General features: G+C 71.0%; 15 protein-coding genes and 1 riboswitch. Of the genes, 3 read left to right on the top strand and 12 right to left on the bottom strand.

The features are described 5' to 3' along the window. Positions 1-45 precede the first annotated feature (45 nt). The 5 genes from BU52_RS23755 to nagB form a co-directional block, all read right to left on the bottom strand. Positions 46-2,403, bottom strand: a complete 2,358-nt coding sequence (locus BU52_RS23755; RefSeq protein ID WP_107061248.1) for a ribonucleoside-diphosphate reductase subunit alpha — start codon at positions 2,401-2,403, stop codon at positions 46-48. A gap of 124 nt (positions 2,404-2,527) precedes the next feature. Further along, a riboswitch (cobalamin riboswitch) is annotated at positions 2,528-2,699 on the bottom strand. Positions 2,700-2,823: 124 nt separating this feature from the next. After that, positions 2,824-4,455, bottom strand: coding sequence for a monocarboxylate uptake permease MctP (mctP, locus tag BU52_RS23750; RefSeq protein ID WP_037937790.1), 1,632 nt, complete (start codon positions 4,453-4,455; stop codon positions 2,824-2,826). Next, on the bottom strand, positions 4,452-4,718 hold the full coding sequence (locus BU52_RS23745) for a DUF3311 domain-containing protein (RefSeq protein WP_200881261.1): 267 nt from the start codon (positions 4,716-4,718) through the stop codon (positions 4,452-4,454). Before BU52_RS23745 ends, mctP begins: the two co-directional genes overlap by 4 nt. A 180-nt stretch (positions 4,719-4,898) precedes the next feature. Continuing rightward, positions 4,899-5,663, bottom strand: coding sequence for a GntR family transcriptional regulator (locus BU52_RS23740; protein ID WP_037937786.1), 765 nt, complete (start codon positions 5,661-5,663; stop codon positions 4,899-4,901). 156 nt (positions 5,664-5,819) lie between these two features. Beyond that, complete coding sequence (nagB, locus tag BU52_RS23735) at positions 5,820-6,605, bottom strand: glucosamine-6-phosphate deaminase (RefSeq protein WP_037937785.1); 786 nt, start codon at positions 6,603-6,605, stop codon at positions 5,820-5,822. Positions 6,606-7,089: 484 nt separating this feature from the next. Between nagB and BU52_RS23730 the strand changes: the two genes are divergently transcribed. Next, positions 7,090-8,565, top strand: coding sequence for a sensor histidine kinase (locus BU52_RS23730; RefSeq protein WP_037937784.1), 1,476 nt, complete (start codon positions 7,090-7,092; stop codon positions 8,563-8,565). Positions 8,566-8,763: 198 nt separating this feature from the next. On the opposite strand, the gene BU52_RS23725 is transcribed toward BU52_RS23730, so the two are convergent. After that, positions 8,764-9,021 carry a WhiB family transcriptional regulator gene (locus BU52_RS23725; protein WP_037937783.1) on the bottom strand — a complete coding sequence of 86 codons (258 nt, stop codon included), beginning with the start codon at positions 9,019-9,021 and terminating at the stop codon, positions 8,764-8,766. A gap of 318 nt (positions 9,022-9,339) precedes the next feature. Beyond that, the gene (locus BU52_RS23720) at positions 9,340-10,308 is read right to left on the bottom strand and encodes a diacylglycerol/lipid kinase family protein (protein ID WP_037937782.1); all 969 of its coding nucleotides are present in this window, start codon (positions 10,306-10,308) and stop codon (positions 9,340-9,342) included. A 116-nt stretch (positions 10,309-10,424) separates the two neighbouring features. Here BU52_RS23720 and BU52_RS23715 point away from each other — a divergent pair, with 116 nt between their 5' ends. Then, entirely contained in the window at positions 10,425-10,871 is a 447-nt protein-coding gene (locus tag BU52_RS23715) for a hypothetical protein (protein WP_037937781.1), read from the top strand. A gap of 19 nt (positions 10,872-10,890) precedes the next feature. On the opposite strand, the gene BU52_RS23710 is transcribed toward BU52_RS23715, so the two are convergent. The 3 genes from BU52_RS23710 to BU52_RS23700 form a co-directional block, all read right to left on the bottom strand. Beyond that, positions 10,891-12,030: an RNA polymerase sigma factor SigF gene (locus BU52_RS23710; RefSeq protein WP_078903417.1), complete on the bottom strand. Its 1,140-nt coding sequence runs from the start codon at positions 12,028-12,030 to the stop codon at positions 10,891-10,893. Positions 12,031-12,047: 17 nt separating this feature from the next. Beyond that, positions 12,048-12,461, bottom strand: coding sequence for an ATP-binding protein (locus BU52_RS23705; RefSeq protein ID WP_004925829.1), 414 nt, complete (start codon positions 12,459-12,461; stop codon positions 12,048-12,050). A gap of 256 nt (positions 12,462-12,717) precedes the next feature. Beyond that, positions 12,718-12,978 (bottom strand): UBP-type zinc finger domain-containing protein, encoded by a 261-nt coding sequence (locus BU52_RS23700; RefSeq protein WP_037937779.1) that lies wholly within the window; start codon positions 12,976-12,978, stop codon positions 12,718-12,720. Between the two features lie 60 nt (positions 12,979-13,038). Here BU52_RS23700 and BU52_RS23695 point away from each other — a divergent pair, with 60 nt between their 5' ends. Next, positions 13,039-14,631 carry a Na+/H+ antiporter gene (locus BU52_RS23695; RefSeq protein WP_037937777.1) on the top strand — a complete coding sequence of 531 codons (1,593 nt, stop codon included), beginning with the start codon at positions 13,039-13,041 and terminating at the stop codon, positions 14,629-14,631. A 10-nt stretch (positions 14,632-14,641) separates the two neighbouring features. Here the strand turns inward: BU52_RS23695 and BU52_RS23690 are convergent, their stop codons facing one another. Both BU52_RS23690 and BU52_RS23685 read right to left on the bottom strand, forming a co-directional pair. After that, positions 14,642-15,562: a 1-aminocyclopropane-1-carboxylate deaminase/D-cysteine desulfhydrase gene (locus BU52_RS23690; RefSeq protein ID WP_037937776.1), complete on the bottom strand. Its 921-nt coding sequence runs from the start codon at positions 15,560-15,562 to the stop codon at positions 14,642-14,644. A 71-nt stretch (positions 15,563-15,633) separates the two neighbouring features. Further along, positions 15,634-16,224, bottom strand: a complete 591-nt coding sequence (locus BU52_RS23685) for an N-acetylmuramoyl-L-alanine amidase (RefSeq protein ID WP_037937775.1) — start codon at positions 16,222-16,224, stop codon at positions 15,634-15,636. Between the last annotated feature and the right edge of the window lie 18 nt (positions 16,225-16,242).

Genomic DNA, 16,242 nt, shown 5'->3' with positions numbered 1-16,242 from the left:
GCAGCGTCAGCTCGAAACCGGGGTCGAGCAGGTTCTTGTCGGTCGTCACTGGCAGGCCTCGCAGGACTCGGGGTTCTCAAGGGAGCAGGCGACCGCCTCGGGGTCCGCGGCGGCCTGCACGGGGACGGTGGCGCGGGCCGCGCGGGCGATCCGGGTCGCCGGGCGCGAACGCAGGTAGTACGTGGTCTTCAGACCCTGCTTCCAGGCGTAGACGTACATCGAGGAGAGCTTGCCGATCGTCGGCGTCTCCAGGAACAGGTTGAGGGACTGCGCCTGGTCCAGGAACGGGGTGCGCGCGGCGGCCATGTCGATCAGAGCGCGCTGCGGGATCTCCCACGCCGTGCGGTACAGCCGCCGCACCTCCTCGGGGATCCACGCGACGTCCTGCACCGAGCCACCCGCCTCGCGCAGCGCCTCGCGGGTGCGCGCGTCCCACACGCCGAGCCGCTTCAGGTCGTCCACCAGGTAGGAGTTGACCTGGAGGAACTCCCCGGACAGCGTCTCGCGCTTGAAGAGGTTGGACACCTGCGGCTCGATGCACTCGTACACGCCCGCGATCGACGCGATGGTGGCGGTGGGCGCGATCGCCAGCAGCAGCGAGTTGCGCATCCCGGTCACCGCGATCCGGGTCCGCAGCGCGGCCCAGCGCTCCGGCCAGGACAGTGCGGCGCCGTAGTGGTCGGGGTGCAGCACACCGCGGGCGGTACGGGTCTTCTCCCAGGCCGGGAGCGGTCCGTCCCGCTCGGCGAGGTCGGCGGAGGTCTCGTACGCGGCGAGCATGATCCGCTCGGCGATCCTCGTGGAGAGGGCCTTCGCCTCGGGGGAGTCGAAGGGCAGCCGCAGCTTGAAGAAGACGTCCTGCAGTCCCATGGCGCCGAGACCGACGGGGCGCCACCTGGCGTTGGAGCGGCCCGCCTGCTCGGTCGGGTAGAAGTTGATGTCGACGACCCGGTCGAGGAACGTCACGGCCGTGCGCACCGTCTCGTCGAGGCGCTCCCAGCCGATGTCCCCGTGCTCCACGAACGCCCCGAGGTTGACCGACCCCAGGTTGCAGACCGCCGTCTCCCCGTCGTCGGTGACCTCGAGGATCTCCGTGCACAGGTTCGAGGAGTGGATGACGTGGCCCGGCTCGGCGGTCTGGTTGGCGGTGCGGTTGGCGGTGTCCTTGAAGGTCATCCAGCCGTTGCCGGTCTGGGCGAGCGTGCGCATCATCCGGCCGTACAGCTCGCGCGCCGGGAGGGTCTTGCGGGCCAGGCCCCGGGCCTCGGCGGCCCGGTAGGCCGCGTCGAACTCCTCGCCCCACAGGTCGACCAGTTCGGGCACGTCCGCCGGGGAGAACAGCGACCACGTCCCGTCGGCGTCCACCCGGCGCATGAACTCGTCCGGCACCCAGTGCGCGAGGTTCAGGTTGTGCGTGCGGCGGGCGTCCTCACCGGTGTTGTCGCGCAGTTCGAGGAACTCCTCGATGTCGGAGTGCCAGGTCTCCAGGTACACCGCCGCCGCGCCCTTGCGCCGCCCGCCCTGGTTCACCGCGGCGACGGAGGCGTCCAGCGTCTTCAGGAACGGGACGATGCCGTTGGAGTGCCCGTTGGTGCCGCGGATCAGCGAACCCCGTGAGCGGATGCGGGAGTAGGCCAGACCGATGCCGCCGGCGTGCTTGGAGAGGCGGGCGACCTGGTGGTAGCGGTCGTAGATCGAGTCCAGCTCGTCCCTGGGGGAGTCCAGCAGGTAGCACGACGACATCTGGGGGTGCCGGGTACCGGAGTTGAACAGGGTGGGGGAGGAGGGCAGGTAGTCCAGGCGGCTCATCAGCCCGTACAGCGCGGCGACCTCGTCCAGCGAGCGCGCGCTGTCGTCCTCGGCGAGACCGGCGGCGACCCGCAGCAGGAAGTGCTGGGGCGTCTCGACGACCTTGCGGGTGACCGGGTGCCGCAGCAGGTAGCGGCTGTGCAGGGTGCGCAGGCCGAAGTATCCGAAGCGGTCGTCGGCGCGGGTGTCGATCAGCGCGTCGAGCCGGTCCCCGTGCAGCCGGACGAAGGCGGCGGTCCGGTCGGCGATCAGACCCTCGCGGTGCCCGGTCGCGACGGACCCGGTGAACGACGTGACGCCCTGGGAGGCGGCCTCGGCGCGGATGCCGATGGTCAGCAGCCGGGCGGCGAGCCGGGAGTAGGCCGGGTCCTCGGAGATGAGCCCGGCCGCCGCCTCGGTCGCCAGTTCCCGCAGTTCCGCCTCGTCGGCGGCCGCGGACCGGCCGCGCAGCGCGGCGGCGGCGACCCGGCCGGGGTCGGCGTCGGGCAGGTCGGCGGTCAGCCCGGTCAGGGTCCGCAGCAACACGGCACCGGGGCCGTCGCTCTCCTCGGTCACGGCGACCGCTGAAGCCGGATCGGCTGGCGCGATGGTCACGTGGGGCTCTCCCTCGCTCGGCACGGGGGCCACGAGGAGGGCAGGGGGCAGCACACGAGCGCACGCGGCGTCGCGTCCACCGGCCCATTCCGCGAGGCCCGGACGTCGGGGCACCCGGACCGGACGGCCGGGCGCGCTGTCGGCAGGTCCTCGGACTGACGCCCACGCACACCCCGGCTCGGGCAGGCATGGGTACACCGTTGCGGGACAGTTCCGGACTCGCACCGGATTCCCCTGCGACGACAGCGAGCATGAGCATACATCTTGTGCCAGGTGCCGACGGCAACCCCATATGTTGTGTCGCGCTGGTGTCAGAGCGTCAACTCACATCCGCCGGCCGTCGGGCCGGGTGGGCCGGACGGGTACGGCGACGGGCCGCCGGATTCCTCCGGCGGCCCGTCGCCCGGTGCGCCCGTGGCGTCAGTGGGTGCTGCTGCCCGCCGTGGCCGGCGGAAGCTCCACCTGGACACCGGGGTCGCCCGCGTCCGCCGTGTAGTCCTCCGGCTTGGTCTGGTCGACGCCCTCGGGTGCCTTCAGGGCCCTCATGACGAAGGTCAGGACGACCGTGACCACGACGTTGAGCACGAACGCGGTGAGGCCGATGTAGCCGATCTCGCCGATGCCCGGGATCTCCTTCGCCGAGCCGCCGAAGTGCTTCTGCGTCGGCGACGCCACCCCGTACGCGGCGACCGTGCCGTAGATCATGCCGACCGCCCAGCCGCCGATCAGCGCCCAGCGGTGGAACCAGCGGGTGAACAGACCGCCCACCAGCGCCGGGAAGGTCTGCAGGATCCAGATGCCGCCCAGCAACTGGAAGTTGATGGCGACCGTCTTGTCCATGGTCAGGACGAAGACCAGTGCTCCCACCTTCACCAGCAGAGAGACGATCTTGGAGACCTGGGTCTCCTGCTTCGGCGTCGCGTCCGGCTTGATGAAGTCCTTGTAGATGTTGCGGGTGAACAGGTTCGCCGCCGCGATCGACATGATCGCCGCCGGCACCAGCGCGCCGATGCCGATCGCCGCGAAGGCCACGCCCGCGAACCAGGCGGGGAACATGTTCTCGAACAGCTGCGGGATCGCCAGCTGCCCGTTCTGCACCTTCACCCCGGCCGCGATCGCCATGAAGCCGAGCAGTGCCAGCAGGCCCAGCATCAGCGAGTACAGCGGCAGGATCGTGGTGTTGCGGCGGATCACCTCACGGCTGCGCGAGGACAGAGTCGCGGTGATCGAGTGCGGGTACATGAACAGCGCGAGCGCCGAGCCCAGCGCCAGCGTGGCGTACGTCCACTGGCCCGCGTCGCCCGGTACCAGCGCACCGCGCGGAGCGCCCGTGGCCGGGTTGGTCTGGCTGTACGCCTCGCTCGCCGAGGCGAAGATCTCGTCGAAGCCGCCGAGCTTGATGGGGATGTAGATGATCGCCACGGCGATCACGAGGTAGATCAGTGTGTCCTTGACGAACGCGATCAGCGCGGGGGCCCGCAGCCCCGACGAGTACGTGTACGCCGCCAGCACACCGAAGGCGATCAGCAGCGGCAGGTCCTTGACGAACCAGTTGGTGGTCTCGCCGCCGCCGACGCCCATCACGTCCAGCACGGCCTGGATGCCGACGAGCTGGAGCGCGATGTACGGCATCGTGGCCAGGATGCCGGTGACGGCGACGGCCAGCGACAGACCCTTCGAGCCGAACCGGCCGCGCACGAAGTCGGACGTCGTCACGTAGCCGTGCTTGTGCGACACCGACCACAGCCGGGGGAGGAAGGTGAAGATCAGCGGGTACACCAGGATCGTGTACGGCACCGCGAAGAAGCCCGCCGCGCCCGCCGCGTAGATCGCCGCCGGTACGGCGACGAAGGTGTAGGCGGTGTACAGGTCGCCGCCGAGCAGGAACCAGGTCACCCAGGTCCCGAAGGACCGTCCGCCCAGTCCCCATTCGTCGAGGCTGTGCTCGTTCTCGGCCTTGCGCCAGCGCGCGGCCATGAACCCCATCGCCGTGACGAGGAGGAAGAAGAAGAGGAAGACGGCGAGTGCCACGCCGTTCACGCCGTCGTTCACTTCGACGCACCGCCCTTCGAGGCCGAGCGGGCGCGCTGGTCACGCTGCCAGAGCTTGTAGGCGATCATCGTCAGCCCGGTGGAGAGCAGCACCCACAGCATCTGGTACCAGTAGAAGAACGGGATGCCGATGACGACGGGGTCGGTCTTCGCGTACGAACCGACCCACAGCATGGCCACGAACGGTGCGACGAGACAGAGGGCGATGACGACGCGCAGGGGCGTCACCACCGGCCCTCCTGTGGTTTCTGGGGCTTGCGACATCTGACGGTTCCGTCCCCTCACTGATCACGGGCGGTAAGCGCAGGGAAATCTAGGTGAGGGCGCGGCGGGGCCGTAACCCCTCGTCGGCACAGCGGTATCCAGGCGCGGCTCAACCGAGAGCCAACAGCAACGAAAACCTTGTCAACCACCCGTTTCGTCGGGGTTCGGCACGGCGTCGGCTCACTCCTGCGGACGCTTCAGGCGTGCGACGAACTTGTACCGGTCGCCCCGGTACACCGACCGCACCCACTCCACGGGCTGGCCCTCGCGGTCCCGCGAGTGCCGGGACAGCATCAGCATCGGCAGACCCACGTCGGTCCCCAGCAGACCGGCCTCGCGCGGGGTGGCCAGGGACGTCTCGATCGTCTCCTCGGCCTCCGCGAGATGGACGTCGTACACCTCGGCGAGGGCGGTGTAGAGGGACGTGTACTTCGCCAGGCTGCGGCGCAGCGCGGGAAAGCGCTTCGCGCTCAGGTGGGTGGTCTCGATGGCCATCGGCTCGCCGTTGGCCATGCGCAGCCGCTCGATGCGCAGCACCCGTCCGCCGGCCGTGATGTCGAGCAGTGCGGCGAGGCGGTCGTCGGCGGTGATGTAACCCAGGTCGAGCAGCTGCGAGGTCGGTTCCAGACCCTGGGCCCGCATGTCCTCGGTGTACGAGGTGAGCTGGAGAGCCTGGGAGACCTTGGGCTTGGCGACGAACGTGCCCTTGCCCTGGATGCGCTCGAGGCGCCCCTCGACGACCAGCTCCTGCAGGGCCTGGCGCACGGTGGTGCGCGAGGTGTCGAACTCCGCCGCGAGGGTGCGCTCCGGCGGCACCGGCGTGCCGGGCGGAGCCGTCTCGGTCATGTCGAGGAGGTGTTTCTTCAGCCGGTAGTACTTGGGCACACGCGCCGTACGGACCGTGGTCCCACCCTCGTTCTCCGCACTGCTGACGTCGGTGCTCATGCTCTGCCTTCCCGGCTCCGCGTGCCGAAACGACCGACATCCCCATCGGCCACGGCTGACATCGTGGCACGGCTCGGGGCGGGGGTGCCCCGCACGCTCCGTGATCCCCTTTGTATACCCCCGGGGACGAGGGGTGGTCCAGACCACCGTGGGCGGTCAGATCCCCTGCCACTCCGGCTTGTGCGCGTAGGTGTGCCGGAAGTAGTCGGCGAGCTTCAGCTTGGACGCCGCGGCCTCGTCGACGACCACCGTGGCACGGGGGTGCAGCTGGAGCGCGGAGGCCGGGCACACCGCCGCCACCGGTCCCTCGACGGTCGCGGCGACCGCGTCCGCCTTGCCCTCGCCGGTGGCCAGCAGGACGAGGTGGCGGGCCTCCAGGATGGTGCCGATGCCCTGGGTGATGACGTGGTGGGGAACCTGGTCGATGTCGCCGTCGAAGAAGCGCGCGTTGTCCACCCGGGTCTGCTCGGTCAGCGTCTTGATCCGGGTGCGAGAGGCGAGCGAGGAGCACGGCTCGTTGAACCCGATGTGCCCGTCCGTGCCGATCCCGAGCAGCTGCAGGTCCACCCCGCCGGCCTCGGCGAGCTCCCTGTCGTACGCCTCGCAGGCCGCCTGCACGTCCTCGGCCGTGCCGTCGGGGCCCATGAAGGCGTCCATCCCGATCCCGAGCGGCTCCAGGACCTCCCTGCGGAGCACCGACCGGTAGGACTCGGGATGGTCGGCCGGCAGCCCCACGTACTCGTCGAGCTGGGCGATCCGCGCCCGCGAGGTGTCCACGGCACCCGACGTCACCCTGGCCGCCAGCGCCCGGTAGACGGGCAGCGGCGTCGAACCCGTGGCGACGCCCAGCAGGGCGTCGGGCCTGCGGCGCAGGAGCCGCGCCATGGCCTCGGCGATGAGCTCGCCGCCCGCCCCGGCGTCCGCAACGATGACAACTTCCACGGTGGGCCTGCCGATCTTGAGGAGGAGTCGACTGGGTCCGGCACCCGACGCGCGGGACCAGGTGGTTTAGACCAATCTCAATCTAGCAGAGTGGCGCACTCCCGCCCCGCCGAAATTGCCATGGTCCTTCCGGCTCCCGGAGGAACCCGCACGGGTTAGGCTTCTTGGCGGACGCCCGCGCCTCGGGGCGGACGCGGACAAGACACCGAGAACAGCGTTCCACGCATTTACACGGACAGTGGTCTAGTCCACAATGCGTTGCAGGACACAGAAGCCTGCCTTCCCCGCACAGGAAGGCGGACCGAGGACCCGGAGCTCTCTGCCCTGACTGCCCCGGCTCCTCATCCTTCGGCCGACCGGGACCGCACACCCCACGGCCGATATTGCTCCGGGCTGCGGTGCCGGGAGGGTTGAGGGTCCCTCTCAGGCGCCGCGGCCCGCGGGTGTTCCGGCCCGGTGGCGACCCCCGGGTACGCTCGCTGACGTGCCCTCCATGAACGAACTCGTACGCCAGCACACCGCCCTCGACGACACCGATCTCGAGTGGCTCCACCTGCTGGTCTCGGAGTGGCAGCTGCTCTCCGACCTCTCCTTCGCCGACCTGGTCCTGTGGGTCCCCACCCGCGACGGCACCCGCTACGTCTCCGTCGCCCAGATGCGGCCCAACACCGGCCCCACCTCCTACCAGGACGACATGGTCGGCCATCTCGTCCCGCGCGGCCGCCGGCCCATGCTGGACGCGGCCCTGGACGAGGGCCGCATCGTGCGCGAGGGGGACCCGGAGTGGCGCGAGGAGGTCCCCGTACGCGTCGAGTCCATCCCCGTACGGCGTGAGGGACGCGTCCTGGGCGTCATCGCCCGCAACACCAACCTGCTCACCGTGCGCACCCCGAGCCGGCTGGAGCTCACCTACCTCCAGAGCGCCTCCGATCTGGCCCAGATGATCGCGGCCGGCGCCTTCCCGTTCGCGAACCAGCAGCTGGAGATGGACGCCTCGCCCCGCGTCGGCGACGGGCTGATCCGGCTCGACGCCGACGGCATCGTCCAGTACGCCTCACCGAACGCCCTGTCCGCCTACCACCGCATGGGGCTCGCCGCCGACCTGGTGGGCCACCACCTCGGCCGGACCACCGCCGAACTGGCCCCCTCCCGCGGCCCGGTGGACGAGGCGCTGGCCAAGGTCGCCAGCGGCTGGGCGCCGCGCGAGTTCGAGATCGAGGCGCACGACGGGGTGATCCAGTTCCGGGCGATCCCGCTCAAGCCCAAAGGCACGCGCATCGGGTCGCTGGTCCTGCTCCGTGACGTCACGGAGCTTCGCCGCCGCGAACGCGAGTTGATCACCAAGGACGCGACCATCCGGGAGATCCACCACCGGGTGAAGAACAACCTCCAGACGGTGGCGGCACTGCTGCGCCTCCAGGCCCGCCGCATCGGTTCGGAGCGCGGCCGCGCGGCGCTGGAGGAGGCCGTGCGCCGGGTGGGGTCCATCGCGATCGTGCACGAGACGCTGTCCCAGAACCTGGACGAGCGGGTGGAGTTCGACGAGATCGCCGACCGCGTCCTCGCGATGGTCGCCGAGATCTCCCCGGGCAAGGTCACCGGCAGGCGCTCGGGCCGCTTCGGGATACTCGACGCCGAGGTCGCCACCCCGTTGGCGATGGTGCTGACCGAGATCCTGCAGAACGCCCTGGAGCACGGCTTCGGCGAGGGCGAGACCGGCACCGTCGAGGTGTCCGCCGTCCGGGGCGGCACCTCGAAGGAGGCCCGCCTCCTGGTCACCGTGCAGGACGACGGCGTGGGTCTGCCCGAGGGATTCGACCCGCACACCGCGGGCAACCTGGGCCTGCAGATCGTACGCACGCTGGTGGAGGGCGAGTTGGGCGGCGCGTTCGACATGGTCCCGGCCCCTGGCCGGGGGACCCGGGTGATCCTGGACATCCCGGTGCGGTCGAGCAAGTAGGGGACGGCAAAAGGCCCCGGACCGGGAAGCGGTCCGGGGCTGATGCTCGTTCCTCGTGGTCCCCCTGCTCGAGCGGGGTCGAGTACTGAGGGGGAACTGCGCGCTGCGGCTCGGGGGCGGGAGATGCGTACGCGATGGCTACGGATTCGTGCCGTCAGGCATACGCGCCGCCAAGCTCAGGCTGTCAGCAGGGGGTTGTCAGGCGGAGGCCTGACGGGCCCGGTTGCGGGCGGCGCGGCGCTTCATCGCACGACGCTCGTCCTCGCTGAGACCACCCCAGACGCCGGAGTCCTGACCGGACTCGAGCGCCCACTGCAGGCAGTTCTCGATCACCGGGCAGCGACGGCAGACGGCCTTGGCTTCCTCGATCTGCAGCAGCGCGGGACCGGTGTTGCCGATGGGGAAGAAGAGCTCGGGGTCTTCCTCGCGGCAAACGGCGTTGTGACGCCAGTCCATGGCTGCTACCTCTCCTTGGTATTACGTGCAAGTGCTTGTGAATGTGAACGCTTTCACGAATCCCTCAACAAGTGAAGGGCCGACCGCCAGGTTCCCTGGCGTGGTCCTTGGGTTTGAAGAGGGGTTCCGGTGATCTGTGGAGGCCGGTGTTGCGGGCCGTCCCGATCGCCATGTAGAGACTCGCAAACCTCGGCGGCGGATACAACCCCTTCCGAAAAGTTTTTTTTGATTCTTCGGTGTCGACTAGGTCACAGCCGTACTTCCATGGGGTGGACCCTGGCCTAAACGTTCGAGTGAAAGGACTTTGGCCCTTTCTGCTCACACAATCACACGCAGTGCACGGCGTACGCCTGTGAACGTCACGCTGGTTCGCAGCCCCAGGTGGTCACCGTCCATCTGGAGAGGCAACGGCACCTTCGAATGCAAGGTGAAGCGCGTCAAATCGTGCCGGGAGACCGCGTGGGTGCCGCGGGGCCCGCGCTCCGGGGACGAAGTGAGCAACTGCGTGCCATACCGGGCAACCGCGGCGGTGGAGAGCCGGCTCAGGCCGAAGAGATCCAGGCCGGTATCGAACGAGGCCTTAGGTGACGCGTAGATCGGGCGATTGCCGAGAAACGTCCACGGCGACGTGTTCGAGACTATGGAGAGCGCCAGATCGGTGACCGGCTCCTCGCCCGGGTGCTCGAACGTGATCACCCCGTTCCGGCGGTGCGGATCACCGAGCAGCTGGCGGACCACCTGGCGCATGTAGAGCGCGTGGGTGGACTTCCTGCCGCGCTCCCGCTGCTGCTCGACCCGGCCGACGACGCCGGCGTCGAAGCCCAGCCCCGCGTTGAAGGTGAACCAGCGGGCCGGCACGGCCTCGTCCTCCGAGCCCGGTGTGCCCGAGGTCAGCCCCAGGCCCACGGTGCGCTCCCGGCCCTCGCGCAGCGCGTCGAGCAGGACGCCGGTGGCCTCGACGGGCTGATTGGGCAGCCCCAGGGCGCGGGCGAAGACATTGGTGGAGCCGCCGGGCACCACGGCGAGGCCCGGCAGGTGCTCCGGATCGGGACCCGCGTGCAGCAGGCCGTTGACGACCTCGTTGACCGTGCCGTCCCCGCCGAGGGCCACCACCAGGTCGATGTCGTCGCTCTCCGCGGCCTGTCTGCCCAGATCGCGCCCGTGCCCGCGGTACTCGGTGGTGACCGCCTCCAGCTTCATCTCGCTGGCGAGGGCGTGGATCAGCACATCGCGCGTGCGCGCACTTGTGGTGGTTGCCGCCGGATTGACCACGAGAAGTGCACGCATGACGTGCAGCGTACCTACTGAGCGGTACCGGGCCCAGACCGAGGCCGGACCGGAACGGGAGACGAGGCGTGAACCTCGCCACGGGAGGCGCGCACCGCGAGGGCTACCCTTCAGGGGTGAGCAGTGAGCAGACCCCCACCACCACCGCCTCGGACGACACCGGCCCCCGCCCGCGCCGCCTGACGCACGCCGCGGCGCTCGCCGCCCTGGAAGGGCTCGCGCTGGTGGCCGGCGGGGTGTGGCTGCTGGTCCTCGGACTCGCCGGCGAACCGGACGACCGCGGGCAGGCCGTCACCGGCGGAGTGACGCTGATCGCGCTGGCCCTGCTGCCGCTGCTCGCCGCCCGGGGGCTGTTCACCCGCCGGAGCTGGAGCCGCGGTCCCGCCGTCATCACGCAGATCATGGCGCTGCCGGTGGCCTACAACATGCTGCGGTCCGACGGTGTGGCCATCCCGGCCGGGATCGTGCTCGCCGTCGTGGCCGTCACCGCGCTCGTGCTGCTGGTCAATCCCGAGACGACCCGGGCCCTCGGCATCCGGGGGCCCGGGAACGCCGGGAAGTAGCTCCGGCAACCGTGCCGGGTCACTCCTCGACGAGGAGTTTCTCCCGCAGCTGGGCCAGAGTGCGGGCGAGCAGCCGGGAGACGTGCATCTGCGAGATGCCGACCTCCTGCGCGATCTGCGACTGGGTCATGTTGCCGAAGAAGCGCAGCAGCAGGATCCGCTTCTCGCGCGGCGGCAGATCCTCCAGCAGCGGCTTGAGCGACTCCCGGTACTCCACGCCCTCCAGCGCCTCGTCCTCGGCACCGAGGGTGTCGGCGACCGCCGGGGACTCGTCGTCGGTGTCGGGGACGTCCAGGGACAGCGTGGAGTACGCGTTGGCGGACTCCAGGCCCTCCAGGACCTCCTCCTCGGAGATGGCCAGCTTCTCGGCCAGCTCGTGCACCGTGGGGGAGCGGCCGTGCAGCTGGGACAGCTCCGCGGTGGCCGTGGTGAGTGCCAGCCGCAGCTCCTGGAGCCGGCGCGGCACCCGCACCGCCCAGCCCTTGTCACGGAAGTGCCGCTTGATCTCGCCGACGACCGTCGGGGTGGCGTACGTCGAGAACTCCACGCCCCGGTCCGGGTCGAAGCGGTCGACCGACTTGATCAGCCCGATGGTGGCGACCTGGGTCAGGTCGTCCAGCGGCTCGCCGCGGTTGCGGAAACGGCGCGCGAGATGCTCGACGAGCGGCAGGTGCATCCGCACCAGCCGGTTGCGCAGCTCCGCGTACTCGGGGCTGCCGTCAGGCAGCGTGCGCAGCTCGAGGAACAGGGCGCGCGCCCCGCTGCGGTCCTGCGGGCCGTGGTGCGCGTGCGCGCCGTGGGCGCCCGACGCGCCCGGCGTGCTCCGCGCGCTCCGGGCGCCGGGTGCCCGCGGCGCCTCGTCCTCGGCATGTCGCTCGTGCTCGCTCATCGTCCCGCCCGTCGCCCTTCCCCGAGCGCTCGCCTCGTCCCCGGTCGCCGGCTCGGCCCGCGCGGAGGCGCCGTGGCGGGTATCGGCCCCGCCGGCCCGGCCGGCCCGGGGCGTGCCCCGCACGGCGGCGCCGGGCCGGCCGCCGCCCGGTGAGACGTTCTCCGTGGAGTCGTCCTCCGGATGCGGCCGGGCCTGCTCGGGGATGCCGTCGATGCCGTCCGGCACGCGCTCGGCCGGCAGCTCCCTTGTGCCGCGTTCTTCGTCCCGCACCGGCCCGTCCTCGCTCCTCACGCCGGCCCGGGTCCCGCGCCGCGCTGTTTGTAGAGGCTGATCGAAACGGTCTTGTCCTCGTCGACGGCCGAGGAGACCTTGCCCGCGAGCGCGGACAGGACGGTCCAGGCGAAGGTGTCCCGCGAGGGGGCGTGACCGTCCGTGGTCGGCGCCGACACGGTCACCTCGAGCGAGTCGTCGACGAGCCGGAAGACACAGCTGAGCACCGACCCCGGCACGGCCTGCTGCAGCAGGATCGCGCAGGCCTCGTCGACCGCGATGCGCAGGTCCTCGATCTCGTCGAGGGTGAAGTCCAAACGGGCCGCGAGGCCGGCCGTGGCCGTACGCAGCACCGACAGGTAGGCCCCCGCGGCCGGCAGCCGGACTTCCACGAAGTCCTGGGTCGCGGGCTCGCCTGCGATCTGGGACACCCTCACCTCCAAGGTGGTACAAGCGTTTCAGGGCCGGTTCGCCCCCGGGTAACGCGCCAGGTGGTTCAGCGGTGACGCTATCGCGCTCCCAGCGGTCCTGTCCTCGGGACCCCGGCCTGTTGCTGTCACTCATAGTAAAACTACGGATACGCTCCGTGGCTAGGGGTCTGCGGCTCCCAAATGGGAAGAGCACGCGCCGCATTGACGTACCCAGACGTCAGACGGTCGAACCGTCCGGCACCCGGGCCGCGCCGGGTCACACCAGCACGTGATCGACGAAGCACCAGCGCCAGTCCTCGCCGGGTTCGGCGGTCCGCATCACGGGGTGGCCCGTCTCCCTGTAGTGCTCCGTGGCGTGCCGGTTCGGCGAGGAGTCGCAGCATCCGACGTGGCCGCAGGTGAGGCAGAGGCGCAGCTGCACCGGATCGGTGCCGTCACGCAGACACTCCGGACACGTCTCACCGAGCGGGACGGGTTCCGGGTGCGGCAGCGCTTCGGCGTGCGTGCACTGTTTCATGATTGCCAGATTACGACGCGCCCGTGGGCGACCGCGCGGAAAAACGAGGGTGGGCCGGACATGGATGTGATGCCCCTTCTGCTGCTGGTGGCGGGCAGCACCGCGATCGCGGCCGCCGCCCGGCGCACTCCGGTGCCGGCCCCCTTGCTGCTGGTCGCGGCCGGCCTGGCGGTCAGCTACCTCCCCGGGGTGCCCGAGTACACCCTCGACCCGCACATCGTGCTGCCGCTCGTCCTGCCCCCGCTGCTGTACACGGCGGCCACCGAGAGCTCCTACCTCGGCCTGCGGGCACAGCTGCGGCCGGTGGCGCTGCTGTCCGTGGGCTACGTGCTGTTCGCGACCTTCGCCGTCGGCTGGGTCCTGTACCTGCTGGTGCCGGACCTGCCCCTGACCGCGGCGCTGGTGTTCGGCGCCGTTGTGGCCCCGCCGGACGCGGTCGCGGCGACGGCGGTGGCCCGCAGGGTGGGCCTGCCGTCCCGGATCACCACCATCCTCCAGGGCGAGTCCCTGCTGAACGACGCCACCGCCATCACCGCGTTCCGGGTGGCCCTGGCGGCGGCCGTCGGGGAGGGCGCGACCTGGGCCGGGGGCGTGGGGGAGTTCCTGGTCGCGGCGGTCGGCGGAACCGCGGTCGGGCTGGTGCTGATGGCGCCGCTGCACTGGCTGCGCACCCATGTGAGGGAGGCGCTGCCCCAGAACACGCTCTCCCTGCTGATCCCCTTCGTCGCCTACGCGGCCGCCGAGCAGGTGCACGCCTCGGGTGTCATCGCCGTCGTGGTCGTCGCCCTCTACCTGGGGCACCGCGCGTGGGAGGTGGACTTCGCCACCCGGCTCCAGGAGGAGGCGGTGTGGAAGATGGTCGCGTTCATCCTGGAGTCCGCGGTCTTCGCGCTGATCGGTCTGCAGTTGCCCGTGGTCCTCAGAGGGCTCGGCGCACACGAGGGCGCCGCCTCGGCCCGGTACGCGCTCGCGGTCTTCGTGGCGGTCGTCGTCGTCCGGTTCCTCTGGGTGTTCCCGGCGACCTGGCTCCCGCCGGTGCTCTCGGCGAGGGTCCGGGAACGCGAGGGGAGGCCCGGCTGGAAGGGCCCGTTCGTGATCGCGTGGGCCGGCATGAGAGGCGTGGTCTCGCTGGCCATCGCCTTCTCGATCCCGGTCACCGGGGACGGCGAGGACTTCCCGCACCGCAACCTGCTGCTCTTCCTGACCTTCACCACCGTCATCGGCACCCTGGTCGTGCAGGGGCTGACACTGCCCCCGCTGATCCGCGTGCTGAAACTCCCCGGACGCGACACGCGGGCCGAGACCCTGGCGGAGGCCAACGCCCAGGCGCAGGCCTCCAGAGCCGCCGAGCAGCGCCTCGACGAGCTCCTGTCCGACGAGCGCAACGCTCTTCCGGCCCCGCTCGCCGACCGGCTGCGCACGGTCCTGGAGCGCCGCCGCAACGCCGTCTGGGAGCGGCTCGGACAGGTCAACCCCGTCACCGGGGAATCGGTCGACGACACCTACCGGCGGCTGTCCCGGCAGGTGATCAGCGAGGAGCGCGAGGTGTTCGTCGGACTGCGCGACGCCCGCCACATCGACGACGAGATGCTGCGGACGCTGCTGCGCCGGCTGGACCTGGAGGAGGCGGCGGCGTACCGGGAGACGACCTAGCCGGAGCCCGTCACGCGGGGAAGGGACGTCCCGTGATCACCGCGGCGACCGCGCTCCCGCGGGGGAACGCGCCCCCCTCCGCCAGGGCGACAAGGGCATAGAGCAATTTGGCGACATAGACGCGTTCCACAGGGACGCCGTGACGCCTTTCGAAGTCCTGGGAGAACGCGTCGAGTTCCGGTGTGGTGCGCGCGTAGCCGCCGAAGTGGAAACGGTCGTCGAGGCTCCAGTCGCCGCGCGGACCGCCGAACGCCGCGGTCTGCAGGGCCCTCGTCTCCTCGGTCAGGAAGCCGCCCCTGAGCACGGGTACGCCCAGCGCGCGCACGCCGCCGCCGGCTCCGGCGGCCAGTCCCGCGAGGGTGCCGCCGGTGCCGCAGGCCACCGCGACCACGTCCGCGTGGCCGGTCAGCTCCTCCCCCAGAGCCCGGCAGCCGCGCACGGCGGCGGAGTTGCTGCCGCCCTCGGGCACGACGTACGCGTCCTCGGCGTCCGCCGCGCGCAGGAGGGCCGCCAGGGTCTCCGGCTCGGTCTTGCGGCGGTACACCGACCGGTCGACGAAGTGCAGCCGCATCCCGTCGGCCGCGCACCGGGCGAGGGAGGGATTGAGCGGGCGGGCGGCCAGCTCCTGGCCGCGCACCACGCCGACCGTGGGCAGGCCGAGCAGCCGGCCGGCGGCGGCCGTGGCCCGCAGGTGATTGGAGTACGCGCCGCCGAAGGTGAGCACGGTCCGCCCGGCCGCCAGGGCCAGGTTGGGAGCGAGCTTGCGCCACTTGTTGCCGATCAGCTCCGGGTGGATCAGATCGTCCCGCTTCAGCAGGAGGCGTACCCCGCGGCGCTCGAACCGCTCGTCCACGACCTCCCGCAGCGGCGACGGCAGCCGGGGACGCAGACCCGCCAGGGCGCCGGAGCCGGGATCGTAGGAGCTGGTCACGGGGCCATTGTCGCCCGGTCTCCCGCACGCCCGCACCTGCCGTCACGGCGCCCGGCGCCACCGGGACGGCCCTACTTCAGCCGGTCGCCGATCCGCTTCCTCATCGAGGTCATCGAGAATCCGCGCGGATCCACCTTCCCCGGCTGCCACTCGCGGTGCCCGATGACCGACCGCTCGTTCCAGCCGTGGTGCCGGCACACCGCGGCGGCGGCCCGCTCGATCGCCTCGAGCTGCGCCGACGGCCAGGGGTCCTCGCCGTCGCCCAGGTTCTCGCACTCGAAGCCGTAGAAGTGGCGGTTGCCGTCCGTGTTCGCCTCGTTGTCCGCCGGCAGCCGCTTCTCGGCGATCACGGCGCGCAGCACGTCGTCGTCGCCGAGCCCCGCGTGGTTGGCCCGGCCGTAGCCGACGAGATGGACCCGGCCGTCCTTGGTGATCACCCCGTGGCACAGCGGACCCGGCAGATCCGCGTAACCCTTGCGGCAGAGCTCCACCGTTCTGGCACTGCCCTTGGTCACCGTGTGATGGATCATCACGCCGTGCACCGGGCCCCAGGGGCCCTTGTGGTTCCGGTTGTGGTCGCGCCAGTCGCCGACCTCGACGACCTTGAGACCCTCCGCCTTGAGAGCGCGCAGGAACGCGCTTGCGGACATGGGTGGGGCCATGGCCGCCCTCCTTCGTGC

The sequence above is a fragment of the Streptomyces toyocaensis genome, from assembly GCF_000725125.1.
GTDB lineage: Bacteria > Actinomycetota > Actinomycetes > Streptomycetales > Streptomycetaceae > Streptomyces > Streptomyces toyocaensis.
Note: the sequence above shows the minus strand (reverse complement) of the source record. Positions and strands in the feature narration are given on the sequence as shown.